Source organism: Chondrinema litorale, assembly GCF_026250525.1.
In the GTDB taxonomy this organism is placed as follows: Bacteria; Bacteroidota; Bacteroidia; order Cytophagales; family Flammeovirgaceae; genus Chondrinema; species Chondrinema litorale.
This window is the reverse complement of record NZ_CP111062.1, coordinates 51,766-71,039: the sequence shown is the minus strand read 5'-3', so window position 1 is coordinate 71,039 and position 19,274 is coordinate 51,766. Positions and strand designations below refer to the sequence as shown.

The 19,274-nt window shown below is 30.5% G+C and carries 17 protein-coding genes and 3 pseudogenes; 9 read left to right on the top strand and 11 right to left on the bottom strand.

The window, feature by feature from the left end:
- Positions 1-309: 309 nt before the first annotated feature.
- Positions 310-1,035, top strand: coding sequence for a metallophosphoesterase family protein (locus OQ292_RS38500; RefSeq protein ID WP_284689507.1), 726 nt, complete (start codon positions 310-312; stop codon positions 1,033-1,035).
- Positions 1,036-1,061: 26 nt separating this feature from the next.
- Here the strand turns inward: OQ292_RS38500 and OQ292_RS38495 are convergent, their stop codons facing one another.
- From OQ292_RS38495 to OQ292_RS41270, 5 genes and pseudogenes are all read right to left on the bottom strand, one after another.
- Positions 1,062-1,856 (bottom strand): Cif family virulence factor, encoded by a 795-nt coding sequence (locus tag OQ292_RS38495; protein WP_284689506.1) that lies wholly within the window; start codon positions 1,854-1,856, stop codon positions 1,062-1,064.
- Between the two features lie 138 nt (positions 1,857-1,994).
- Positions 1,995-2,465, bottom strand: a complete 471-nt coding sequence (locus tag OQ292_RS38490) for a DinB family protein (RefSeq protein ID WP_284689505.1) — start codon at positions 2,463-2,465, stop codon at positions 1,995-1,997.
- A gap of 71 nt (positions 2,466-2,536) precedes the next feature.
- Positions 2,537-3,397, bottom strand: coding sequence for an EamA family transporter (locus OQ292_RS38485; RefSeq protein ID WP_284689504.1), 861 nt, complete (start codon positions 3,395-3,397; stop codon positions 2,537-2,539).
- Between the two features lie 29 nt (positions 3,398-3,426).
- Positions 3,427-4,026: a CGNR zinc finger domain-containing protein gene (locus tag OQ292_RS38480; RefSeq protein WP_284689503.1), complete on the bottom strand. Its 600-nt coding sequence runs from the start codon at positions 4,024-4,026 to the stop codon at positions 3,427-3,429.
- 124 nt (positions 4,027-4,150) lie between these two features.
- Positions 4,151-4,249 (bottom strand): annotated as a pseudogene (locus OQ292_RS41270) (NAD-dependent epimerase); the annotation flags it as partial.
- Between the two features lie 402 nt (positions 4,250-4,651).
- Here OQ292_RS41270 and OQ292_RS38475 point away from each other — a divergent pair.
- The 3 genes and pseudogenes from OQ292_RS38475 to OQ292_RS38465 all read left to right on the top strand — a co-directional run bounded on the left by OQ292_RS38475 (position 4,652) and on the right by OQ292_RS38465 (position 8,988).
- A complete protein-coding gene (locus tag OQ292_RS38475) occupies positions 4,652-8,038 on the top strand; it encodes a sensor histidine kinase (protein ID WP_284689502.1) in 3,387 nt (1,128 codons plus the stop codon).
- A gap of 147 nt (positions 8,039-8,185) precedes the next feature.
- Positions 8,186-8,293: pseudogene (locus OQ292_RS38470) on the top strand (SDR family oxidoreductase); the annotation flags it as partial.
- A 152-nt stretch (positions 8,294-8,445) separates the two neighbouring features.
- The gene (locus OQ292_RS38465; RefSeq protein WP_284689501.1) at positions 8,446-8,988 is read left to right on the top strand and encodes a macro domain-containing protein; all 543 of its coding nucleotides are present in this window, start codon (positions 8,446-8,448) and stop codon (positions 8,986-8,988) included.
- 223 nt (positions 8,989-9,211) lie between these two features.
- On the opposite strand, the gene OQ292_RS38460 is transcribed toward OQ292_RS38465, so the two are convergent.
- Positions 9,212-9,634, bottom strand: coding sequence for a BLUF domain-containing protein (locus tag OQ292_RS38460; protein ID WP_284689500.1), 423 nt, complete (start codon positions 9,632-9,634; stop codon positions 9,212-9,214).
- A 416-nt stretch (positions 9,635-10,050) separates the two neighbouring features.
- Here OQ292_RS38460 and OQ292_RS38455 point away from each other — a divergent pair, with 416 nt between their 5' ends.
- Complete coding sequence (locus tag OQ292_RS38455; protein ID WP_284689499.1) at positions 10,051-10,431, top strand: response regulator; 381 nt, start codon at positions 10,051-10,053, stop codon at positions 10,429-10,431.
- 399 nt (positions 10,432-10,830) lie between these two features.
- Here the strand turns inward: OQ292_RS38455 and OQ292_RS38450 are convergent, their stop codons facing one another.
- Positions 10,831-11,412, bottom strand: coding sequence for a DUF4136 domain-containing protein (locus OQ292_RS38450; protein WP_284689498.1), 582 nt, complete (start codon positions 11,410-11,412; stop codon positions 10,831-10,833).
- Between the two features lie 576 nt (positions 11,413-11,988).
- Here OQ292_RS38450 and OQ292_RS38445 point away from each other — a divergent pair.
- The 4 genes from OQ292_RS38445 to OQ292_RS38430 all read left to right on the top strand — a co-directional run bounded on the left by OQ292_RS38445 (position 11,989) and on the right by OQ292_RS38430 (position 15,507).
- Complete coding sequence (locus OQ292_RS38445; RefSeq protein WP_284689497.1) at positions 11,989-12,216, top strand: hypothetical protein; 228 nt, start codon at positions 11,989-11,991, stop codon at positions 12,214-12,216.
- Positions 12,217-12,306: 90 nt separating this feature from the next.
- Complete coding sequence (locus OQ292_RS38440; protein WP_284689496.1) at positions 12,307-13,791, top strand: alpha/beta fold hydrolase; 1,485 nt, start codon at positions 12,307-12,309, stop codon at positions 13,789-13,791.
- Positions 13,792-13,901: 110 nt separating this feature from the next.
- Positions 13,902-14,894 carry a hypothetical protein gene (locus tag OQ292_RS38435; RefSeq protein ID WP_284689495.1) on the top strand — a complete coding sequence of 331 codons (993 nt, stop codon included), beginning with the start codon at positions 13,902-13,904 and terminating at the stop codon, positions 14,892-14,894.
- 121 nt (positions 14,895-15,015) lie between these two features.
- Positions 15,016-15,507 carry a hypothetical protein gene (locus OQ292_RS38430; RefSeq protein ID WP_284689494.1) on the top strand — a complete coding sequence of 164 codons (492 nt, stop codon included), beginning with the start codon at positions 15,016-15,018 and terminating at the stop codon, positions 15,505-15,507.
- Positions 15,508-15,891: 384 nt separating this feature from the next.
- On the opposite strand, the gene OQ292_RS38425 is transcribed toward OQ292_RS38430, so the two are convergent.
- From OQ292_RS38425 to OQ292_RS38415, 4 genes and pseudogenes are all read right to left on the bottom strand, one after another.
- The gene (locus OQ292_RS38425) at positions 15,892-16,980 is read right to left on the bottom strand and encodes a TlpA family protein disulfide reductase (protein WP_284689493.1); all 1,089 of its coding nucleotides are present in this window, start codon (positions 16,978-16,980) and stop codon (positions 15,892-15,894) included.
- A 220-nt stretch (positions 16,981-17,200) separates the two neighbouring features.
- Positions 17,201-18,049, bottom strand: coding sequence for a WG repeat-containing protein (locus tag OQ292_RS38420; protein ID WP_284689492.1), 849 nt, complete (start codon positions 18,047-18,049; stop codon positions 17,201-17,203).
- A 58-nt stretch (positions 18,050-18,107) separates the two neighbouring features.
- Positions 18,108-18,164, bottom strand: a pseudogene (locus tag OQ292_RS41265) (histidine kinase dimerization/phospho-acceptor domain-containing protein); the annotation flags it as partial.
- An 88-nt stretch (positions 18,165-18,252) separates the two neighbouring features.
- Positions 18,253-19,152: a TraB/GumN family protein gene (locus OQ292_RS38415; protein WP_284689571.1), complete on the bottom strand. Its 900-nt coding sequence runs from the start codon at positions 19,150-19,152 to the stop codon at positions 18,253-18,255.
- Positions 19,153-19,274: the final 122 nt, after the last annotated feature.

The window sequence follows — 19,274 nt, the reverse complement described above, 5'->3', positions numbered from 1 at the left end:
ATAAGTGATTAATCGTAATTATTTAAACAGATGTTCCTTGTATGGAAGGAGGTTGTTAACATAAAGGGATATTATATATATGTTCTATTGTAGAAATCTGTAAGGGTATTGTAGTAGGATACAAGTGGGATTTATGTGAAATAGGAGAGTAATCAATAAAGAATGTCTGAGTGTAAGAAGTTAATTCTAGTGATAAAGAGTTTTATATTAAGTGAAAATCACCACTTATTTTTGGGCGAGTATTATATAAAACACTATATTGTTTTTAGCGATAATTCTATCCAAATAATCATCTAATGTACAAGTACTATGAATCAAAAAATTGCATATATCACTGATCTACATGTAGATGAACAATTTCCTAAAGATTACAGTGTAGATGCTCATTTAAACTGGCAAATAATTCTGAAAGATGTGTCTGAAAAAAATATTTCAAAAATCATATATGGTGGAGATATTGGGGAATTGAGTTCTAATCAATGGTTTTTTAATACTTTAAAAGATTACGATTTAGAGGTTACACTTGGCAATCATGATAAGTTTTCAGAAGTAAAAAAGCATTATAAAGGTGCAATGAATCTTACTGTTCCAGAACTTTATTATTCAAGAGAAGAAGAACAGTATAAGTATATTTTCTTGGATTCAAGTACTGGAAGCATCAGTAAACAGCAATTTGATTGGTTAAAAAAAGAATTGTTGGCATCTAAAAAAATCCTACTATTTATTCATCATCCTATACTTTCTATCAATACAGAAGCTGATAGGCAATTTGCGCTGAAAGGGAGAGAAGAACTTAAACAGTTATTGCTTGATTCTAATCTAGAAATCAAGATTTTCTGTGGACATTATCACATGTCTGACTATTCTATTCAAAATAATGTTGAGCAATATATCACGCCAGCTAGTTCGGTTCAAGTAGTCAAAAACGATCGGGAAATCATCTTTAATGGAGACATGTTTGGCTATAGAATTATAGATTTTAATTCTAATCGCGTAGAAACAGAACTAGTTTTGTTTAGTCATGAAAAAGTATGAAATTGGATTGACTCAATATTTTAATCTCATATATTAGAATCGATAAAGATCATCCATTTTCCATCAGAATCTTTTTCCCATATAAGTATGTATTTGCCATTATAGCTTCCTTGGCATTGTCCTATTTCAAAAGCCAAACTGGCATTTACAAATTCTAATTTTAGCGGGAGAAGAGTAAGCGTATAATTTTCTCTTTTCATATAAGCATACTCTTCAACTAGATCGACCTTACCTTTAACCAGTGGTTTATGGTTAAAATAAATATTATGGGAACTATACAGCTCATCTACAAGATTTTTAGGGCTATGAGTATTACAGAGTTGCATCCATAATTCTCTTCTTTTGGAGATTTCTTCTTCATCATTAACCGGTTTTTCTGAACATTTTGATGCAAATTCGAATTCTCTTACTTTTTTGCCATCATTTAATTTCCAGATCAGGAGCTGAATATATTCTTTTTTGGCTTTGGTTTCATATTTAATCAATTCATAGTTGATGCCTCTGTCTTTATTGGCTTCGATTTGAAATAAAGATGAGATGGAGTTTATTTTATTTGGTTGTGATGCATAATAGTTCGCTATTTCATCAGGACTGTTTAATATGCTATCAGCTGAGATAATTTTAAAAGACTCAGTTTGATAAAAACTTTGAATTGCGCTAACATCTTTGGTGTTTATAGCATCAACCCAGCTCACAAAATCTTCAGAAATTATATTGCTTTCAACCTCGATTTTGTCTGTTGATTTAACTTCTTTTTCATTTGATTGCTGTTGACAACCAGCAAATATTAAACAGACTAGAGGTAATATTATCTTATTCATATTTTTATTGATGGTAAACAGCATATTTATAAAGTTATATCTATTTGAGAATAGCTTGTTGGTTGTCATCCGAACAGATAATTTATTCTTAAAGATAGCAAAGTGTTCCACTATATGCTCAGGGTATTTCCATTATTACTAATCCCAAATTTTAGCTCTTTCTACTCCAGCTGTTCTCAAATAATCTAACATTTGTCCAGTATGAACAGATTCATGGTATGCAATACGGTTGAGGTAATCGCCTAGTATTTTGTTTTGGCCAACTTCTTTTCTTTCAATTCTGGTATTTTCCAAATCAGCTTCTTTCAAGTTACTAATCATATTGATAAAATCAGTATGATATTTTTCGGCAAATTCCAGTTCATTTTTGAGGTTTGAATATTCTAAACTTTTCCAAGGTGATTGATAGTTTCCTAAATTGCCTCGATTTTCTATTATTTTATGGAATAGGTGCTCACCTTCTAAAACGTGTCTAATCATTTCAATAATAGATAGTGCATCTTTATCAGGTTTCCAGTTGAGGTATTCATCCGGTATTTTACTCCAAAGTTTAATACTACGCCTACGGATTTCGGAAAAATTTAATAAGATAATTTGGATAGCATTCATGATGATTAAGCTTTTAATATGTTTCTAAATGATTGAAATGGTAGTGAAATCAATAAATTAACCTTCCATTTTTAAGTGCTTTCTTGCCTTTTATCTTGAACTATAAGTACACCTAAAATAATCGAAGCAACAGCGACAACTTCTACCCAAGAAGGAATTTGTTTTAACACAATTACCCCAATAATTACGGCAGTTGCAGGTAATAAAGCTACGAATAGCGCATATGTAGCTCTAGATAGTTTACTCATTGCTAGTTGATCTAATACATAAGGAATAACAGAAGAGGAAATTCCCACACCTATTCCTGCAACTATAGCTATGGCATCGGATAATGCTGGTAGTGCACCATCAATACCTAATGGAGTAATCATTATTGCAGCAAAAATCATAGAGGCACCCAATCTATCTACCGATTTGGTTTTTGTGTCTATTGATGCGAGTCGATGTGCTAAAATAATGTAAACAATAAAGCAAATAGAATTTACAAAAGCCCAAAAGAAACCTTCAAGTTCGCCTTCGATTCGGGCATCTGTTAAAAACCATACACCAGTAGTGGTCAATGCCAAAGCGAATAAGTTTCTGAGTGTTTTTGTACCTATTAATGCTAACAACACTGGACCTATAAATTCGATAGCAGCTACAGTGCCTAGCGGAAGTTTATGAATGGCATAGTAAAAGGAGTAATTCATAAAGGCAAATGTAATTCCCAAAGCAATTATAAGATACCGAACTTTTAGTGCCACCTGCCTAAAAGTATTCCAAGGTTTTCGCCAAACAGCAAAAATAAGTGCCGCAGAAATAATTCTCATCCATGCAACTCCGTCAACAGAAACTCTAGCGAATAATAAAACAGCAAAAGAAGGCCCCAGATAATGAAAAATAGCTGAGGCCACAAAGTACAATTGTGGAGGAATTTGATAACTCCTGTTCATAGCTGATAGATTAAATTGTTTCAATATTATTATTTGGATTTATTTCTTCTATTAAAAGCATTTACTTTATGTCGATTACCACAATCTTCCATCGTACACCACCTTCTGCGTTTATTTTTACTTGTATCTAGAAACAACCATTGGCAAGATGGACACTTTTTAATTCTTGATAAATCCCCACGAGTTAAAACATCAGAAGCCGATTTGATGATAGTAAAAAGGACTAGTTCTATTGGTTTTATACTTTGTTGCCAAGACCAAATATATCCGGTAGGTGAGGGGGAAAGTACTTGGTGTTTGTTCGCTTTTTGAGTTAGCTCGCTTAACTCATAGAGTGAATCTTTTGATATAGAGCCTTTTGTTATTTGACTATTAAAAAGTTGATATAAAAAGACCCTTATACTTTTTACATATTCTAATTCTTCATTAGAAATTTTTATTAAGTGCTTAGCTTGACCTTCATTTAAGATACCAGTTATTTGAGCCCATCGGGCTAAATTTTCTTCAATATCCAGCCAATCATGAGGATGAGCTGTTTCTCTCCAACTAACAGTATTTGTAAAATCGAAACATTCTTCTCCACCAATAAGCTTATAAGTTCCTTTATAGTTTCCAGTTTCTAATTGCATTATTAACCATTAAAAGTAATTATAAAGGTTAAATGTATAAATTTATATTAACCTTTAAAAATTATTTAGACAGTTAATCAATATTTATAAGTCAGTTGGATGTCACTTATAAGAGCTTTTAGTTTTTATAATGCTTTACTTTGTCGAAAATTAAGGTGCTTGTTATGCTCTGTGTTTTATTGGGAGCGCAAAATTCAGGTGCTCTACAAATGAAGGCATGTATTAGTTTTCAGCTATCAAATGGATATTATATTTATACAGCTAAAAACACAAGTGAAGTGTGGCACTATTAGGATACACATAACATAAAGGCACATTATATGTTGTTCTGTATGCTCTTTTGTAGAAATCTGTAAGGGTATAGTAGTAGGATACAATAAGAGCTTACTGTAAGATATGACTATGCCTTGTTTGAAAATAATATTCATTTCATTAAATTGTTTGTAGGTTGTTAAATCTCAATATTAGCTTAAAATAAATAGAAGAAAAGTATTGGCCATTTATTTATTAAAGTATTTAGTAGAAATAATTATTAGTTGAGTATAGCATGGTGACGATAAAATGTATTAATAATTCATTTAAAAGTAATGTTCTATCTAAGAAGGATAAATGTGTTTTATTAATCTTGTTATTTGCAATTAGTATTGTAAAAGCTCAGCCACAACTAACATTTCAAGGCTACACAACATTAGATGGACTTACCAATAATACTGTTTGGGACATTCTTCAAGATACTTCTGGATATGTCTGGATTGCTACTAATGAGGGTATCAATAAATTTGATGGCTATAGCTTTCAGAAATACCTCTATTCTCAAGAAGAGTCAATAAAACACCAAGCAGTAAGAGCTTTAGCAGAAGATAAGCATTATAACATTTGGGCGGGCACTTGGGGTGGTGGTTTATATATTTACAATTCAACTTTAGATGAGTTTAAACATATATCTTTAGCTTTAGATTCTTCTAAATATAATTATAATTTTATACAGGATTTACATTACGATCAAAGTGGTACTATGTGGGTTGGTACTTCAGGAGGATTGGTAAAGTTTAATGCCGATGATTACAGCTACACATATCTTCAACAAAGTACTTCCAATTTAGAAAATGAAAGAAGCTATTACGCATATGTGATTACAGAAGGTGAGCCGGGAGTTTTATGGGTCGGTACTTATTCTCAAGGATTAATGAGTATCAATACTAAAGATCATTCAATTGAAAAATATTCTTCACAGTCAGATAATCTAAGTGATGATTTTGTAACATCTATATATTATGATACAAAAGGTAGGTTATGGGTCGGTACTTTCGAAGGAGGTATTTATTTATTAGAAAAAGGTAAGAATGAGTTTATAAACTATAAACATGATGCTAAGAATGCTAAAAGCTTAGCTCATAATCAAGTGGATAGTATTATTGAAGATAAGGAAGGAAATATTTGGATTGGTACAGATAATGGACTTAGCTTATATATTGAAGAAGAAGACAATTTCTTTAATTTTAGAAATGATCCTTTTGATAATTTAAGCATATCTTCAAACTCTATAAAAAGTTTATGTGTAGATAATCACAATCGGTTATGGGTTGGTACTTACCGAACTGGTGCAAATTTATCTAATTTTTATTCCAAAAATATTGGTTACTATTATCAACAAAGAGGCAAAAATTCTTTATCGTATAATGTAGTATCAGCGATTGTAGAGCTAGATTCGAACAATATTTTGATAGGTACCGATGGCGGAGGCTTAAACTGGTTTAATCGTGAAAAAAATGAGTTTATTCATTATCTACATGATAATGATGATCCTTCAACAATATCCTCAAATAAAGTTCTTAGCATTACCAAGGGACAAAATGAAGATGTTTGGATTGGTTTCTGGAATGGGGGAATAGATCATTTCAATTTAAAGACACGTACTTTTGAGCATTTTAGACGTGATGCAGCTAATAAGCTTCCAGGAGATAATATCACGTCAATAGTTAAAGATAAAAAAGGATTATTGTGGTTAGCTATATTTGGCGAAGGTTTACATTCTTTTAATCCAGAAACCTATGAATTAGAGGCTTATATACCTGAGATAAGTCCGGAAGAAAGAATGGCGTATAACAATGTATGGTCTTTATTGACTGATAAAAATAATAATGTTTGGGTTGGCACTTATGAAGGATATGTTTATAAGCTAGATCGAAAGGATAATAGTTTTAAGTACATATTACCCAAATCTAAAGAAACAAATGGTTTTACTATACTCACACTTTATGAGGATCACATTGGTCAGGTTTGGGCAGGTTTAGAAGGAGGTGGTTTACGATTGTTAAATGATACAAGTAAAATATTTCCAGTATATTCAAAAGCGAATGGTTTATTAGGTAACACCGTGCAATCAATAGAAGAAACTGCTGATGGAAAACTATGGTTAGGCACAAATGCAGGTATAATAGAGTTTGATCCTCAAACAAAAACATTTAGAAATAATAGACTGAATGAAGGCCAGCAAAAATTGATACCTCATAAAGCTGCTTCAGATTATCTTTTTACAGGCGAACTTATTTTTGGTGGAACTAATGGTTTTAAAATCTTTCATCCAGATAGTTTAAAAGATATAAGAAAAGCAACACCATTATTACTTACAAATTTTGAGATTTTTAATCAACCAGTCCAGATAGGTAAAAAAAACTCACCACTCAGTAAGCACATTAATTATGAAGATACAATTACGCTTTCGTATAAGCAATCTGTGTTTAGCATATCTTACACAGGTATAAATTTTATAGACCCTGCTTTAATTAAGTATCGCTATAGACTCTTAGGTTTTGTAGATGAATCTTGGCAAGATGTAGGTATTGAAAGAAAAGTAACATATACGAATTTAGACCCAAATAAATATGTATTTGAGGTTGAAGGAGAATTAAACGGAGTAAAAATACCATCCAGAACATTGCATATAATCGTTCAACCTCCTTGGTGGGACACCATTTTGTTTAGATTAGTTTTATTAGCCACATTTTTACTAATAATTTATAGTATCTATTGGATGCGATTAAAAAACATTAAAAAACAAAATGAAATTCTAGTAGTAAGAGTAGATGAAAGAACAAAAAAATTACAATCTGCTAATGAAGAACTAAGACAAAAGAACAATTTAATTCAAGGGCAGAATGAAGAATTAAAACAGAAGAACTATTTTATACAAGAGCAAAAAGAAGAAATACAAGCTCAAGCTGAGGAATTAGAAGAGTATACCAAAGAAATCCATTTAATAAATGAAAGGTTAGAAGATACTGTAACTGAGAGAACCGCTGGATTAAAAAAGTCAAATGAAGAGTTAGATAACTTTGTTTATAGAGTTTCACATGATATTAGAGCTCCATTGTCTTCAATATTAGGATTAATAGAGATAATAAAAATGGAAGTTTTACCTGCAAAGCTGGAAGGTTATATAAATATGGTTAATCAGAGTATTCATAAACTGGATACTTTTGTGAAGAATATACTAGATTATTCACGTAACTCAAGATTACAAGTAACCCCAGAGCAAATAAATTTCTCGCAACTGCTTAATGATATAGTAGAAGAGCTGAAGTATATGCACAATGCTGAAAGTATTGAATTAATAAGAGAGTTTAATATTGATGAAAATTTTTACAGTGACCCACTGCGCTTGCAAGTAATTTTTAGAAATTTGATCTCTAATGCAATAAAATATCAGAATCCATATGAAGATCATTCTTTTGTCAAAGTTAAGATTTCGGTTAATATAAAAGAACTAAGTTTACAAGTAGAAGATAATGGCATTGGAATTCGAAATGAAGATCAACAAAAAATATTTGATATGTTTTTTCGCAGTGATAACAAAACAGCAGGTTCAGGTTTGGGCTTGTATATAGTAAAAGAAGCCATTGAAAAACTAGGAGGAGAAATCTTGCTAAACTCTCAAGTGAATAAAGGGACAATTTTTATAATTAAGTTACCTAACTTGATAGATGCCAATAAGTTAAAAATTGAGATTTAAATTTTTTGATTAATTATGTGCTAACAATTTCATATACGATTAACTTATATAACATTCTAGGAATGTAAAGAAAGGATTTTGTTTTAGTTGAAGTAGTCGCGATGATAATTACAGTGGTTCAAATTATAATTTTATGAAAGAGTAGGAAATCCCAATAATATTGCCTCAGCGGTAATCTATTTATTATCAGAAGAATCCTCTTGGGTGACAGGTAAAGTTTTACATGTAGATGGTGGTTTTTCAACTATAAAATGATAATGATATTTGGTATATTTAAAAGAGAGCAAAATAAGAAAACAATTTTAAGGATATAAAAAATATCCATTGTAAAAGAAATAATAGTAACATATGAGGCTAATGGGTGATCACTTATAAAAAGGATTAATCAAAATAAATTGAAACTTGGTATGAGTAAGCTAGCAATAATAAAAGGAGATATTACAGAAGTAGAAGTGGATGCCATCGTTAATTCAAGTAATACAAATCTGCTAGGGTATGCAAATGGAAATGGAGTAACTGCTACTATATTAAAAAAAGGAGGAGGAGATATACTTAAAGCTTGTAAGCAAGTAATCATTAAAAAGGGATCACTATTACCTGGAGAAGCGGTACTAACAACTGCGGGTAAATTACAAGCAAAGAAAATCATTCATACGGTAGGACCTATTTGGAATGATGGCCAATCTCAAGAAGAGATTTTATTGACGAACTGTTATGATAATGCCCTACAATTAGCTGTAGAACATGGTCTTAGTTCAATTGCATTTCCAAATATCAGTACAGGTTTTTATAAATTTCCAATAGAAATAGCGGCAGAAATAGCAATAGGTACATGTCAATGGTTTTTAAAAAAAGAAGAAGGAAAGATATTGCAAAAAGTATTGATCGTGTGCCATAATGAAGCTAATTATAAACAATGTATGTTAGCCTTAGAAAAAAGCAAGCATTAAACTATAAAATAGCTTAGGGTTTATAACTCAAGCATAATGTGGTTTAAAAGTCAAATTATACATTCTATTTAAAAAGGAGATGTATAAAATTTTAATATAGCAACAAGTGGTTGTTAAATACTAACTTTAGTAGGAGTATAGAACTTGCTTTTCAAGCTTATACAGCTTAAAAAGTAAGTTCATATTATATTCATTTAGTATCACTCATAAATTATAGCTAATACTAGAGTCTAGCCTCAAAAAACTTTTTGATAGATGATACTAATTTTTCATTATCCTGATTTTCTAAAATGCTGTCAAGTTTATGTTTTCCCAAAAAGTTATCCCCACTGATGAATTCAAAACCTTCTTGTCCAATATCTTTCTTACCCATGCTCCAATCAGGAAAGATACGTTCTTTTATAGTTCTACAACCCACCATAACGGCATCATTATGTCTGTTGTCTAATTTAATTTTATCATAAAGTTCAAAAATATCTTTTCTTTCTCCTTCAAGATATTGTAAGAATAAACTATCAGAAAAAAGCAGTACACCTGTAATATCTTTATGGGAATTATTTTTATTACAAGCTTCTAAAATATTGAATATCTCTTGGTCATTACAATTGTTATTTCGTTTACTGGTGTAGATTAAGTTGGTTAGCATAGTAATTAAATTTTAGATAAATTTTCTTTATAACGTGATAAATATGAATGGATATTACATGCTTTAAACTTATTATGAATTCATAATAAGTTTAATTTTTAAAGAAGACCTGTCATGTAATATTTAATGATAGATTTTATTTAGCTAGTATTGAAATATATCTCATCGTTTCCTGTAATGGGAAAACAACAAAAAACTTAAATTGCTTCTGTAATGAAGCGCTTACTCTAAGTATAAAAATTGGTTAGTTCTTCTATGTTTTAGTAGAATACTAACTTGAAAAATATTTTATTAATATTTATTTAGAGTACAAGAAGTAGCAGATGGCATTATTAATATAAATGATGCTTCATTTATTAAACTAGCAAATACAAAATCAGAAAAGTCTTCTCATTAAATTTTTACTAAAATTCAGTATGGACTATCTCATTATCGAAGATGATGATATTGATATCATGATTACAAAAAGAATGATTGAAATTGTAAGCCCAAATATTAGCCCAGTTGCCTTACAAAACGGAAAACAAGCTATGTCTTATCTAGAGCATCGCTGGCAAGATAGAAGTTTACCAACGTTAAAGTTTATAATTTTAGATTTGATTATGCCTATAATGGATGGCTTTGAATTTTTAGAAATGTATTCCAAGAGTTTATATAAAAAATTCCCTACTGTTCCATTGATTATATTGACAAATTCCTATGATCAGGTAGATAAAATACATACACAATCTTATCCCTTTGTATCTACATATACAGAAAAGCCATTGAATAAGAATTTATTAAAAACTTTTCTGTAAAGTTATGCGGCCGATACATCATTACTGTTTTTAGAAGTATTTTCATAATGATTTCTGTTGGACCATAAATGAATTGTGAAGTAGTATGTCATGTAAAGAACTTGTATTGATATAGATATTTAAACATTTTATGTTTAATTTATTAGACAAAGTATGATTTACCGTTTGTATGATTTTGGATTCTGATAAAAGAGTTGTAATCCATCACAACTCTTTTGTGTATTTATTTCAATAGATAAAGTAAAAATGAATCTACTACCATGTATACTTTTTTATTATGAACATGTTTTTTATTCCTTTAATAAAAGGAAATGCTAGTTATTAATTAGAAACAATAAAAAAGAGGTACCAAGGTAGTACCTCTTAACTTATAGGTTATTCATTGTTTTTAAAGGGGTATTATCTTCCTGTAGTATCAAAATCATCAGCGCGATAATCAAATTCTTCAAATATCAATTGTACTGCTTCAGCAACATTATCTGGTTTAAAATCAAATACATTATTATCCATTATACCTGAAGCATATCCTTGCCATACAACATTACCAGTATTTGTATCTACCATATGAATGACAATTGAGCCTGGTTCAAAATTATAAGTCTTCGCTTTTCCAAGTTCTTCATTTCCGAAACCATACCAGTAGTCGTAGTAGTAATCATCATCTTTTATATTACCATAACCCTTAAACTCGGTTGCTTTGTCAAATACTACAAAACCTAGCATTAAATCAGGAGAAGTAGTTTTTTCATATCCTAATCCTTCCATTTCATCTTCAACTGTGGTTTTAATCTGATTTTTTAATACTAGGTTATTTAATGAAAATGATGCTGTGGTTTCATCGATAATGTGTGAAGCCCAGCCATAAGTTTTAAACTTACTCATATCTACTTCTGGTCTTTCATCTGCATTCACTACATAATCTTGAGCATATAATAATGTGGCAAATGATAAAAATGTGAATAGTGCAATTAGTTTTTTCATGATTAATTGGATTTAATTATTATAATTTTTTAACCATTGCAATGGAATAATTATACCTAATTAAAAGGCCCTTTCTAAACTAATCTCCTTTGTTATAAATAGTTTCGAGTTAAATACAGATTGAAATAAAATATAATTTTGTTAATAAAGAATAAAAAAAATATTATGTCATTTCTTTAAAAATTTCATAACATAATTCTAAAAAAATCATCTATTCATTTTGTCAATTTCTGTAGTGGATGTAAAAGTTCACTATATGCATAGTTTTATTGAAAAAACATTGTGAACATTGTTCTACGAGTTCCAATTATATGTCTGCTAAATTCTACATTTCAAATATTTTGATACTTGCTGATTGGCACCTAAAGACTAGTTTATTTCTAAATCTCATTTGTGAATGTCTTTTAGCAAAAAAATGGATATGTAAAATAGGGACTTTTTTCCAAAAAATTGGAAAGGATTAAATAAGAGTTTTGGACAAATAATTTGTTAAATTAGAATTCAAACAATTTTTATTATAAAACAAAATATTTGGAGTACTGAAAAAAACATCCAACATTAACCATAAATACTATTATGATAGAATCCGAATTACTCAATCTAAAGATGTTGATCTCAATGACAGTTGCTGATATAGACATTTTTTTACTCCAAAATGAAGAACAAACAGGAGATAATAAAAAAGAAAGTTTTACAAGAGAAGAGATTAGGGAGCAATTATCCAAAACTGTAAGCAACATAGTATTAGGATTAGAAAAGACAGGATTCGATACAAATAAACCTCTGATCCCAGATAAAATTTAATTTGTTCTTAACCAATCTATAATTGAGCTGATTAGTTGAAAAATCAATCTTTGAAACAAAGCTTCTATAAGCAATTGAACAAACATAATCATGTCGATAAAACAATTGATTTTCATATTTAGTCTGTTTGTTTACTCAAACACATCTGGACAAGTTAAAGCGGATTTCAAGCCGAAATTTAAAGAGTCAAATAATACAACTCATAATATAAAGAAAGAGCAAAAATATGTCTTTGGTTATTTAGAAGTTTTGGAAAATAGGCAGGCTCTAAACAGTAAAACAATTGAAATTCCCATTTACATATTTAAAAGTCGTAGTGAAAACCCCAAAAAGGACCCAATTATTTATACAGTTGGTGGTCCAGGTTCTACTACTATGCCTACCGCTCAGTATATGAACTATTATAAATATCTTGATGACAGAGATTTTATACTTGTAGAGCAACGTGGAAACTTTTATGCAAAACCACACTTAGATTGTCCTGAATGGTCGCAAGCAATTTATGAATCCAATCTACCGAATTTTGATTCTGCAAAATATGACGATCTTCTCACGAAAGCTGCCAAAGCTTGTAAAGAAAGACTTAATCAGAAAGGCATTGACTTAGACAGTTACAACACAAAGGAAATTGCCGCCGATATCAACGATTTGGTAAATGTCTTAGGAATTCAGCAATATAATCTACTTACCATTTCTTACAGCACGAAAATCGCTCAAGTTTTAATGCGAGATTTTCCAGAGAAAATTAGAAGTGTTGTGATGGATTCACCACTACCATTAGAAGTCAATTACGATGAAGAAAGTGTGCAAAACCTATTGGAGTCTGTTGAAACCTTGCTGACCGATTGTGAAAATGATGAAACATGTAATTCAGCTTATCCAAATATTAAAAATCGTTTTTTTGATTACTTGAAAGAAAAAACGCTCAATCCACTAGCAGTTAAAATCGAAAATCAAGGAAGTGGAGAAATGGAGACATTTTATCTTAAAGGAAAAGATATAATAACTGTCTTTACTTCTGCTTCCACAGGGAGCGTACCTGATATTCCATATGAGATTAACAAATTATTGAATAACGACTTGATATTAGTTAAGGAACAATTGACTAATTTATTTCAAGAACCAAATGAAGGTGCAGGAATTGGAATGCGACTCTCTGTATGGTGTGCAGAAGAAAACCCATTCAATTCTTCAGAGAAGATTGAGCGTGAAACAAATAAATATGCTGAAGTGAGAGGTTTATCACCTGCTGTATTTGACGATAAAGTTTGTGAAATTTGGGGTGTACAAAAAGCCAAGAAGATTGAAAATCAAGCAGTACAAAGCCAAATACCTGTATTATTCATAAATGGAGAATATGATAACGAGACACCTGTAAAATGGGCAGATTCAATGAAGGCTAATTTCACTAATAGTTTTCATTTGATTTTTAAAGGATGGAAACACACACCAACAACTAATTGGAGTAATCAATGTGCCATGCAAGCAGCAAATGATTTTTTTAATAATCCGAGTATCAAACCAAACCCTGAATGTTTTATAAAAATTGGAAAGCCAGTATTTAAAACTGAGTAGAAAATTGTTTAGTTATCAATTTTTATTGAAATGGTGTATAACACTGTAAGTATATTTCAGTGTTATACTTACCACTGGCAACCATTTACAGCAAAAATGCATTCTTTTGTTTGATGACATTAATAAAAAAACTTTCTCTTATCCTTATTTTTATAGTCCCCCTTTTAGTTTCTACTAAAAGCAATGCCCAAGAAAACTACCTGATCTACCATTCGAAAGTAATTGAATGTGAAAAGTTAATTGTCGAAGGAAAGTATACTTCTGCAGTTAAAATGTATGATTCTCTTTTTAATCAGTTTGATTTCTTATTTCTAAGAGATATCAAAGTGGCTGCTGAACTCAGCGCCTATGAAAAAGATTGTAATTCAGGCTTGAAGTTCCTAAGACTGGGAATCAAGGCTGGTTGGACATTCAAAAGCATCAACAAAAGTAAAAACTTACAATCGTTAAAAGAATGTTCTGAATGGGCAAAGATTATTGTATCAGAGTATGATTCACTTCACAAAATCTACTTATCAAAACTAAATTTCGTTCTTAAAGAACAAGTCCATGAAATGTTTAAGAATGACCAAAAAATGGCGCTTGGGGCGTTTATCAGAATTGGACAAAAATCCAAAAGGAGATATTCTGAAAGAAAATTTGCTCCTCATAGCGAACATCAATTAGAAAAACTTGAGCAAATTTTAAATGAATATGGTTATCCAGGAGAACAACTAATCGGAAATAATCTATGGGCTTCAGTTATTTTATGTCATCATAACTCCATTTCGCTTGACTATAATTCAAAAGACACCTTGTACAAAAAATTAAGGCCAAAGTTAATGAAAGCCTTAAAAAGAGGGGAATTATCACCTTACGAGTTAGCCCAAATAGAAGACTGGAAGACTGCTGGACTATCCGGACATGAATTATCTGCGTGTGGATTTATTGGAAAGATTCCTAACGCAACTGAACTCAAAACAGTAAATGAAAATCGATTAGAAATAGGCTTAAGAAGTATTGAACTCCGAAATAATCTAATTGATATTGAAAAGTCAACAGGACTGAATTTGTATTTGCCCAAAGGGTGGCAGGACGGAAAAATTACAGTTGCCAACAAGTGATAAACCAATGAGAAAAAAGAGCTATGATCAATTTTTTGGCAAAACACTAATTTTAGAATCAATTTGAAAGGGTATGCTCACTGAGCTTATTTAGATATTAGCAGCAATTAATAAACACTATATGAAATACTTTCTCTATATAACACTTTTTATAACCACTTCAATAAGTTCTTTAGCTCAGGAAAAGACTGAGGATCCAGTTGAATCTATTGATGGAATTATCAATGAACTACTTGATCAAATAACCATTGAAAAGGGGGAAGAAATGGATACTGCAGCAGTTAGGAATTTATTTCATCCCTCAGCAATACTCACAGTTGCTGATTCGAAAAATGCTGAAACTGCATCACTTGATGACTTTCTTAATCTCTTGAAAGATCCTTATTATGAGCAAGGATATCTTGAAAAAGAAATTCATAAAGTTGTTGATGAATACAATGGCATTGCTCAAGTATTCCAAAGCTTTTATGGTAAAGACTCTGAGGGAGTAAATGAAAGAGGGATAAATAGCTATCAATTAACCTACTATGGCGGTCGATGGTGGATAGTTAGTCTTTTATGGACTATAGAATCTGATAATGCAGGGATACCAGCAAAATATGGTGGAAAATAAGTGGAAAGTTACTAGCAAATGCTAAAAATGAATATGTGAACTGAGTTTTTTAAAAACTTATCTACCATCATTACACTTAATCCGATCTAACAACTGGGATGTATACTCATATTAGCTTGGTGTTATGAAAAATGAAATATTTAGTTTTAGTACTGTTAATATTACTTTCAAGTAAAGACAACATTATTTTAAAAAAACGGTAGGAATATATAAAGCTATAACAGAATAATAATGAATTTAAATTGCCGAATTTTAGCAGAAAATAGGGGAGCAATTAATGAAGGTGAAAAGTTAACTTACATAGTTTTTAACCTTTATTGAAAAGTAAAACCTGTAAAGTTGTTCGGTCTTATGTGTTGCAGAATCTAACTGGATATCTAATAATTATGGCATATCTTCCTTGATTTTTTCTGTAATTTGACTGAGCGTACCTTTTAAAGAAATATTACCATTAGCATCAATTAAGTAGTAAACAGGTATAAAGGTAACATCATAACTTTTAGCTGTAACACTGTTGTATCCTTGTAGGTCACATACATTGATCATTTCTTCAATACCTGCTCTTTCAATACCTTTTTTCCATTTGGAGTTATCCGTGTCAAGTGAGAAATTTATTACAACTAGATTTTCAGTATTTCCCTGTTGGAGCTTTAGTAAGTCTGGTGCTTCTTTGATGCAAGGTGCACAAGATGATGACCAAAAATGAAGTATCACATTTTTACCCTTCAAACTTTGGAGGCTATATTTTTTGCCTTGTATATCTACGAGTGCTATTTCTGGAGCTGGTTTACCAGGTTGTAATTGGCCAGCTTTACCTGATTTTTCACCAATCTTAAAACCTAAATAAGATTCTTTTACTTTAGGACTCAGTAAATCATAATATGTTTGCAAAGTTTCAAATTGAAGTAGGTTATTATTGAGCAAAAAATCAATCATTTTAGCAGAAACATATTGATCGCTATTATTCTCAATAATTTGTTTATTGGTTGATAGAAATGTATGATAGGTGTTCTTTCTTTTTTCTAATTGCTCTTCTGAGTCATTTTCAGATAGAGCCTGAATCGTGTTGTAAAAGCTTTTCCAATGGGATAAAAATTCAAAAAATGCGATGTTATTATTCGGGTCTGAAATGAAAATAGGACTATTCGGATAAGCCTCATTTACAGTGTTTTCACCCACAACTTTGTAACTTTCAAATTTCATTTCTGTTAACTGGCTAGAAAGTACTAATTCTAGTGGGCGTGTATTATTATATCCATCAACTATCAAATAAAAAAAAGTTGGAGCAGCTATCTTGGCTTCATAAGTAACTTTGCCATTATTAATAGACAAAGTATCAGTAAGTTCTTTCTGCACATTAATTAGAAATATATTTCCTGATTCTATATCATCAAATTTAATCTTAAGAACTGGGCTAGTCTGAGCAGCTAATGATAAGAGAATCAAAAGGCTTGTCAAAATTGATATTTTCATATTCTATATAGTTTACAGTTATGTGTCTGTCTAATCTTTAATATTGAGTAAAATTTTAATCCTCATATAGATAATGCAGATTTTTGCCTAAAAGGAGGTATTGGTTTGTTTTATTATGAAGGTTACCAGATTTATTAGAAAAGAAGTTTTCATTCTATCTCTCTGAAATAGAAGTATAAATATTATGACAACATAAGGGTACACTTTACATAAATAGGGATTATAGGCTTTTTATCTTGATAAGTTTAATCCATTCTTTATGTATCTCATCATATTCTAGAGCCCATATTTCATTCTCTATTTTATCGATACGAAGTGATTTTCCATATTTGGGTTCTATAACAACATTTCCTAAACTATCAATAATTCCCCAACCTGCTTCCCTCTTATATATCGGTCCATAACCATACTGAAATGTACCTGCCCCATTATATCCATCAAGAATGATAGTTCCTTTAGAATTTACATAACCAAATATATCAAGCTGTTTTTTTTGATAATAAGCAATATTTTCATTGAATCCTGATATATAGACCAAACTCGTATCCCTTAAAAGATACTCTCCTGTCATTTTGATAATCCCCCATACTTTATCCTTTTTAACCGATGCTATCCCGTTAAATTCTAGGCTAGCAGAATCTAAAATAGCTTCAATTAAAACTTTTCCATCATTATCAATAAACCCATATTTTCCTTTTTTTTTGACCCTAGCTATTTTGCTGTTTCCATATACAATTTCGTCATACTGGGGGTTGGTCAATATTTCTCCTTTTGTATTGATAAGCCCTAAATATTTTGGTTCATAGCCATAGTAGTCCCCTCCATATAAATGCTTACCTCCACTATCAATCTTGATCGTACCATACTTTTCATATCCATATATAAAATCGAACCTTGGTTGAAGTATAACTTTGTAGTTTTTATCTAAAAGTCCATATTTATCACTTTTTTTGAAAGTATAGGCTACTACTTCCTCATTTCCTATAATTTGTTCGACGATTAAATCTTTATTATGCTTTACGCAGGAAATAACTATCAGAGCAAAAATTACCAAAATCGAAATCTTCATTAAAACTGTTCTCTAAAAGGCTTTAAATTAAAACTATAAATGCAAAAGTGATAATGTTCTAAAAAATTGCACTATTAAGCGGTGTTCTAATCTCATGAGACATGTTTGACAAAAAGGCACATTATGCTTTTTGGGGAACGTATAATTATGTACAAAATATTATAAACGTCGTACAACATTTAAAAGCAGCTTACTTAATAAACTTATTTTAAGAGAATGGGAGTTACAGCGTATCCCATTTCTCTCAATTGGTTTACTAACCCACATTCAAACATTAAATGACTTAATCCTACAGCAATAAAACAATTTTTTGTTTTTAAATAATTTGATAGTTCTTTTAGCCATTTGTTATTTCTATTAGTAAGTACAAGTGTATTTTGACATGGCTGATCGAAATTAAAATCAAAGTCCATATTTTTATACCAAGCTATTTCAGAGCAGTTATCATTGTTACTACTTTTAATTTTTTGTACGATTATTTCAAGCCTTCTTTTATGTACTTTTCTAGGCATACCCTCCACATCCTTTCTAATAATTTCTAACTGTTCATCCACTGTTTCAAGCCCAATAAGTTTTAATTTATTATCCGAAGCAACTTTACCAATGTAGTCGTCTAAAGATAATTGCTCATCACCACTCTGTTTGGCCTGACATACATTTTCGTTATAATACCTGTTTAAAAAAACATACAGTTCTGTTGGTGTAATCTTATTTAAGTCAACTTTGCTTTTAGAGAAAATATTTTCAACAAATTGGTATTCATCATTACTTAAATACTTTAACCAATTGGTTTCTATAGTACGTTGGTTAATAATATCTTCAGCTAATTGGCCAGGTATGTTTAAGCTTTCTACAATTAACATATCTGATTTTAAGAGTCTTTGTTTAGCTGTGTTTAACGATTCAAAAAAAGTTTGACCAAATGCATGATGAGTGCCAAATAGGTAAGATATATGTTCAGTATCCTGAGATTTAATTTCAAACAAAATAGTTTTAATGCTATCTTTCTGGAGAATAGATACAGGAGGGATAAAACTATTAAAACCTAAGGCTAAATGATTGCAGTAAATTATTAATAAAATTATGTAAGTAATTAATTTCATTTTACAACATTTAGGTGCTTATAAGTTTACAGAATCCCCCCAAAGAAAGTTATTAACTTTATTTATATGATTTACTTTCTATATAGAAGGTTAGTAGTTATTATAATCGGGTAAAGTATAAG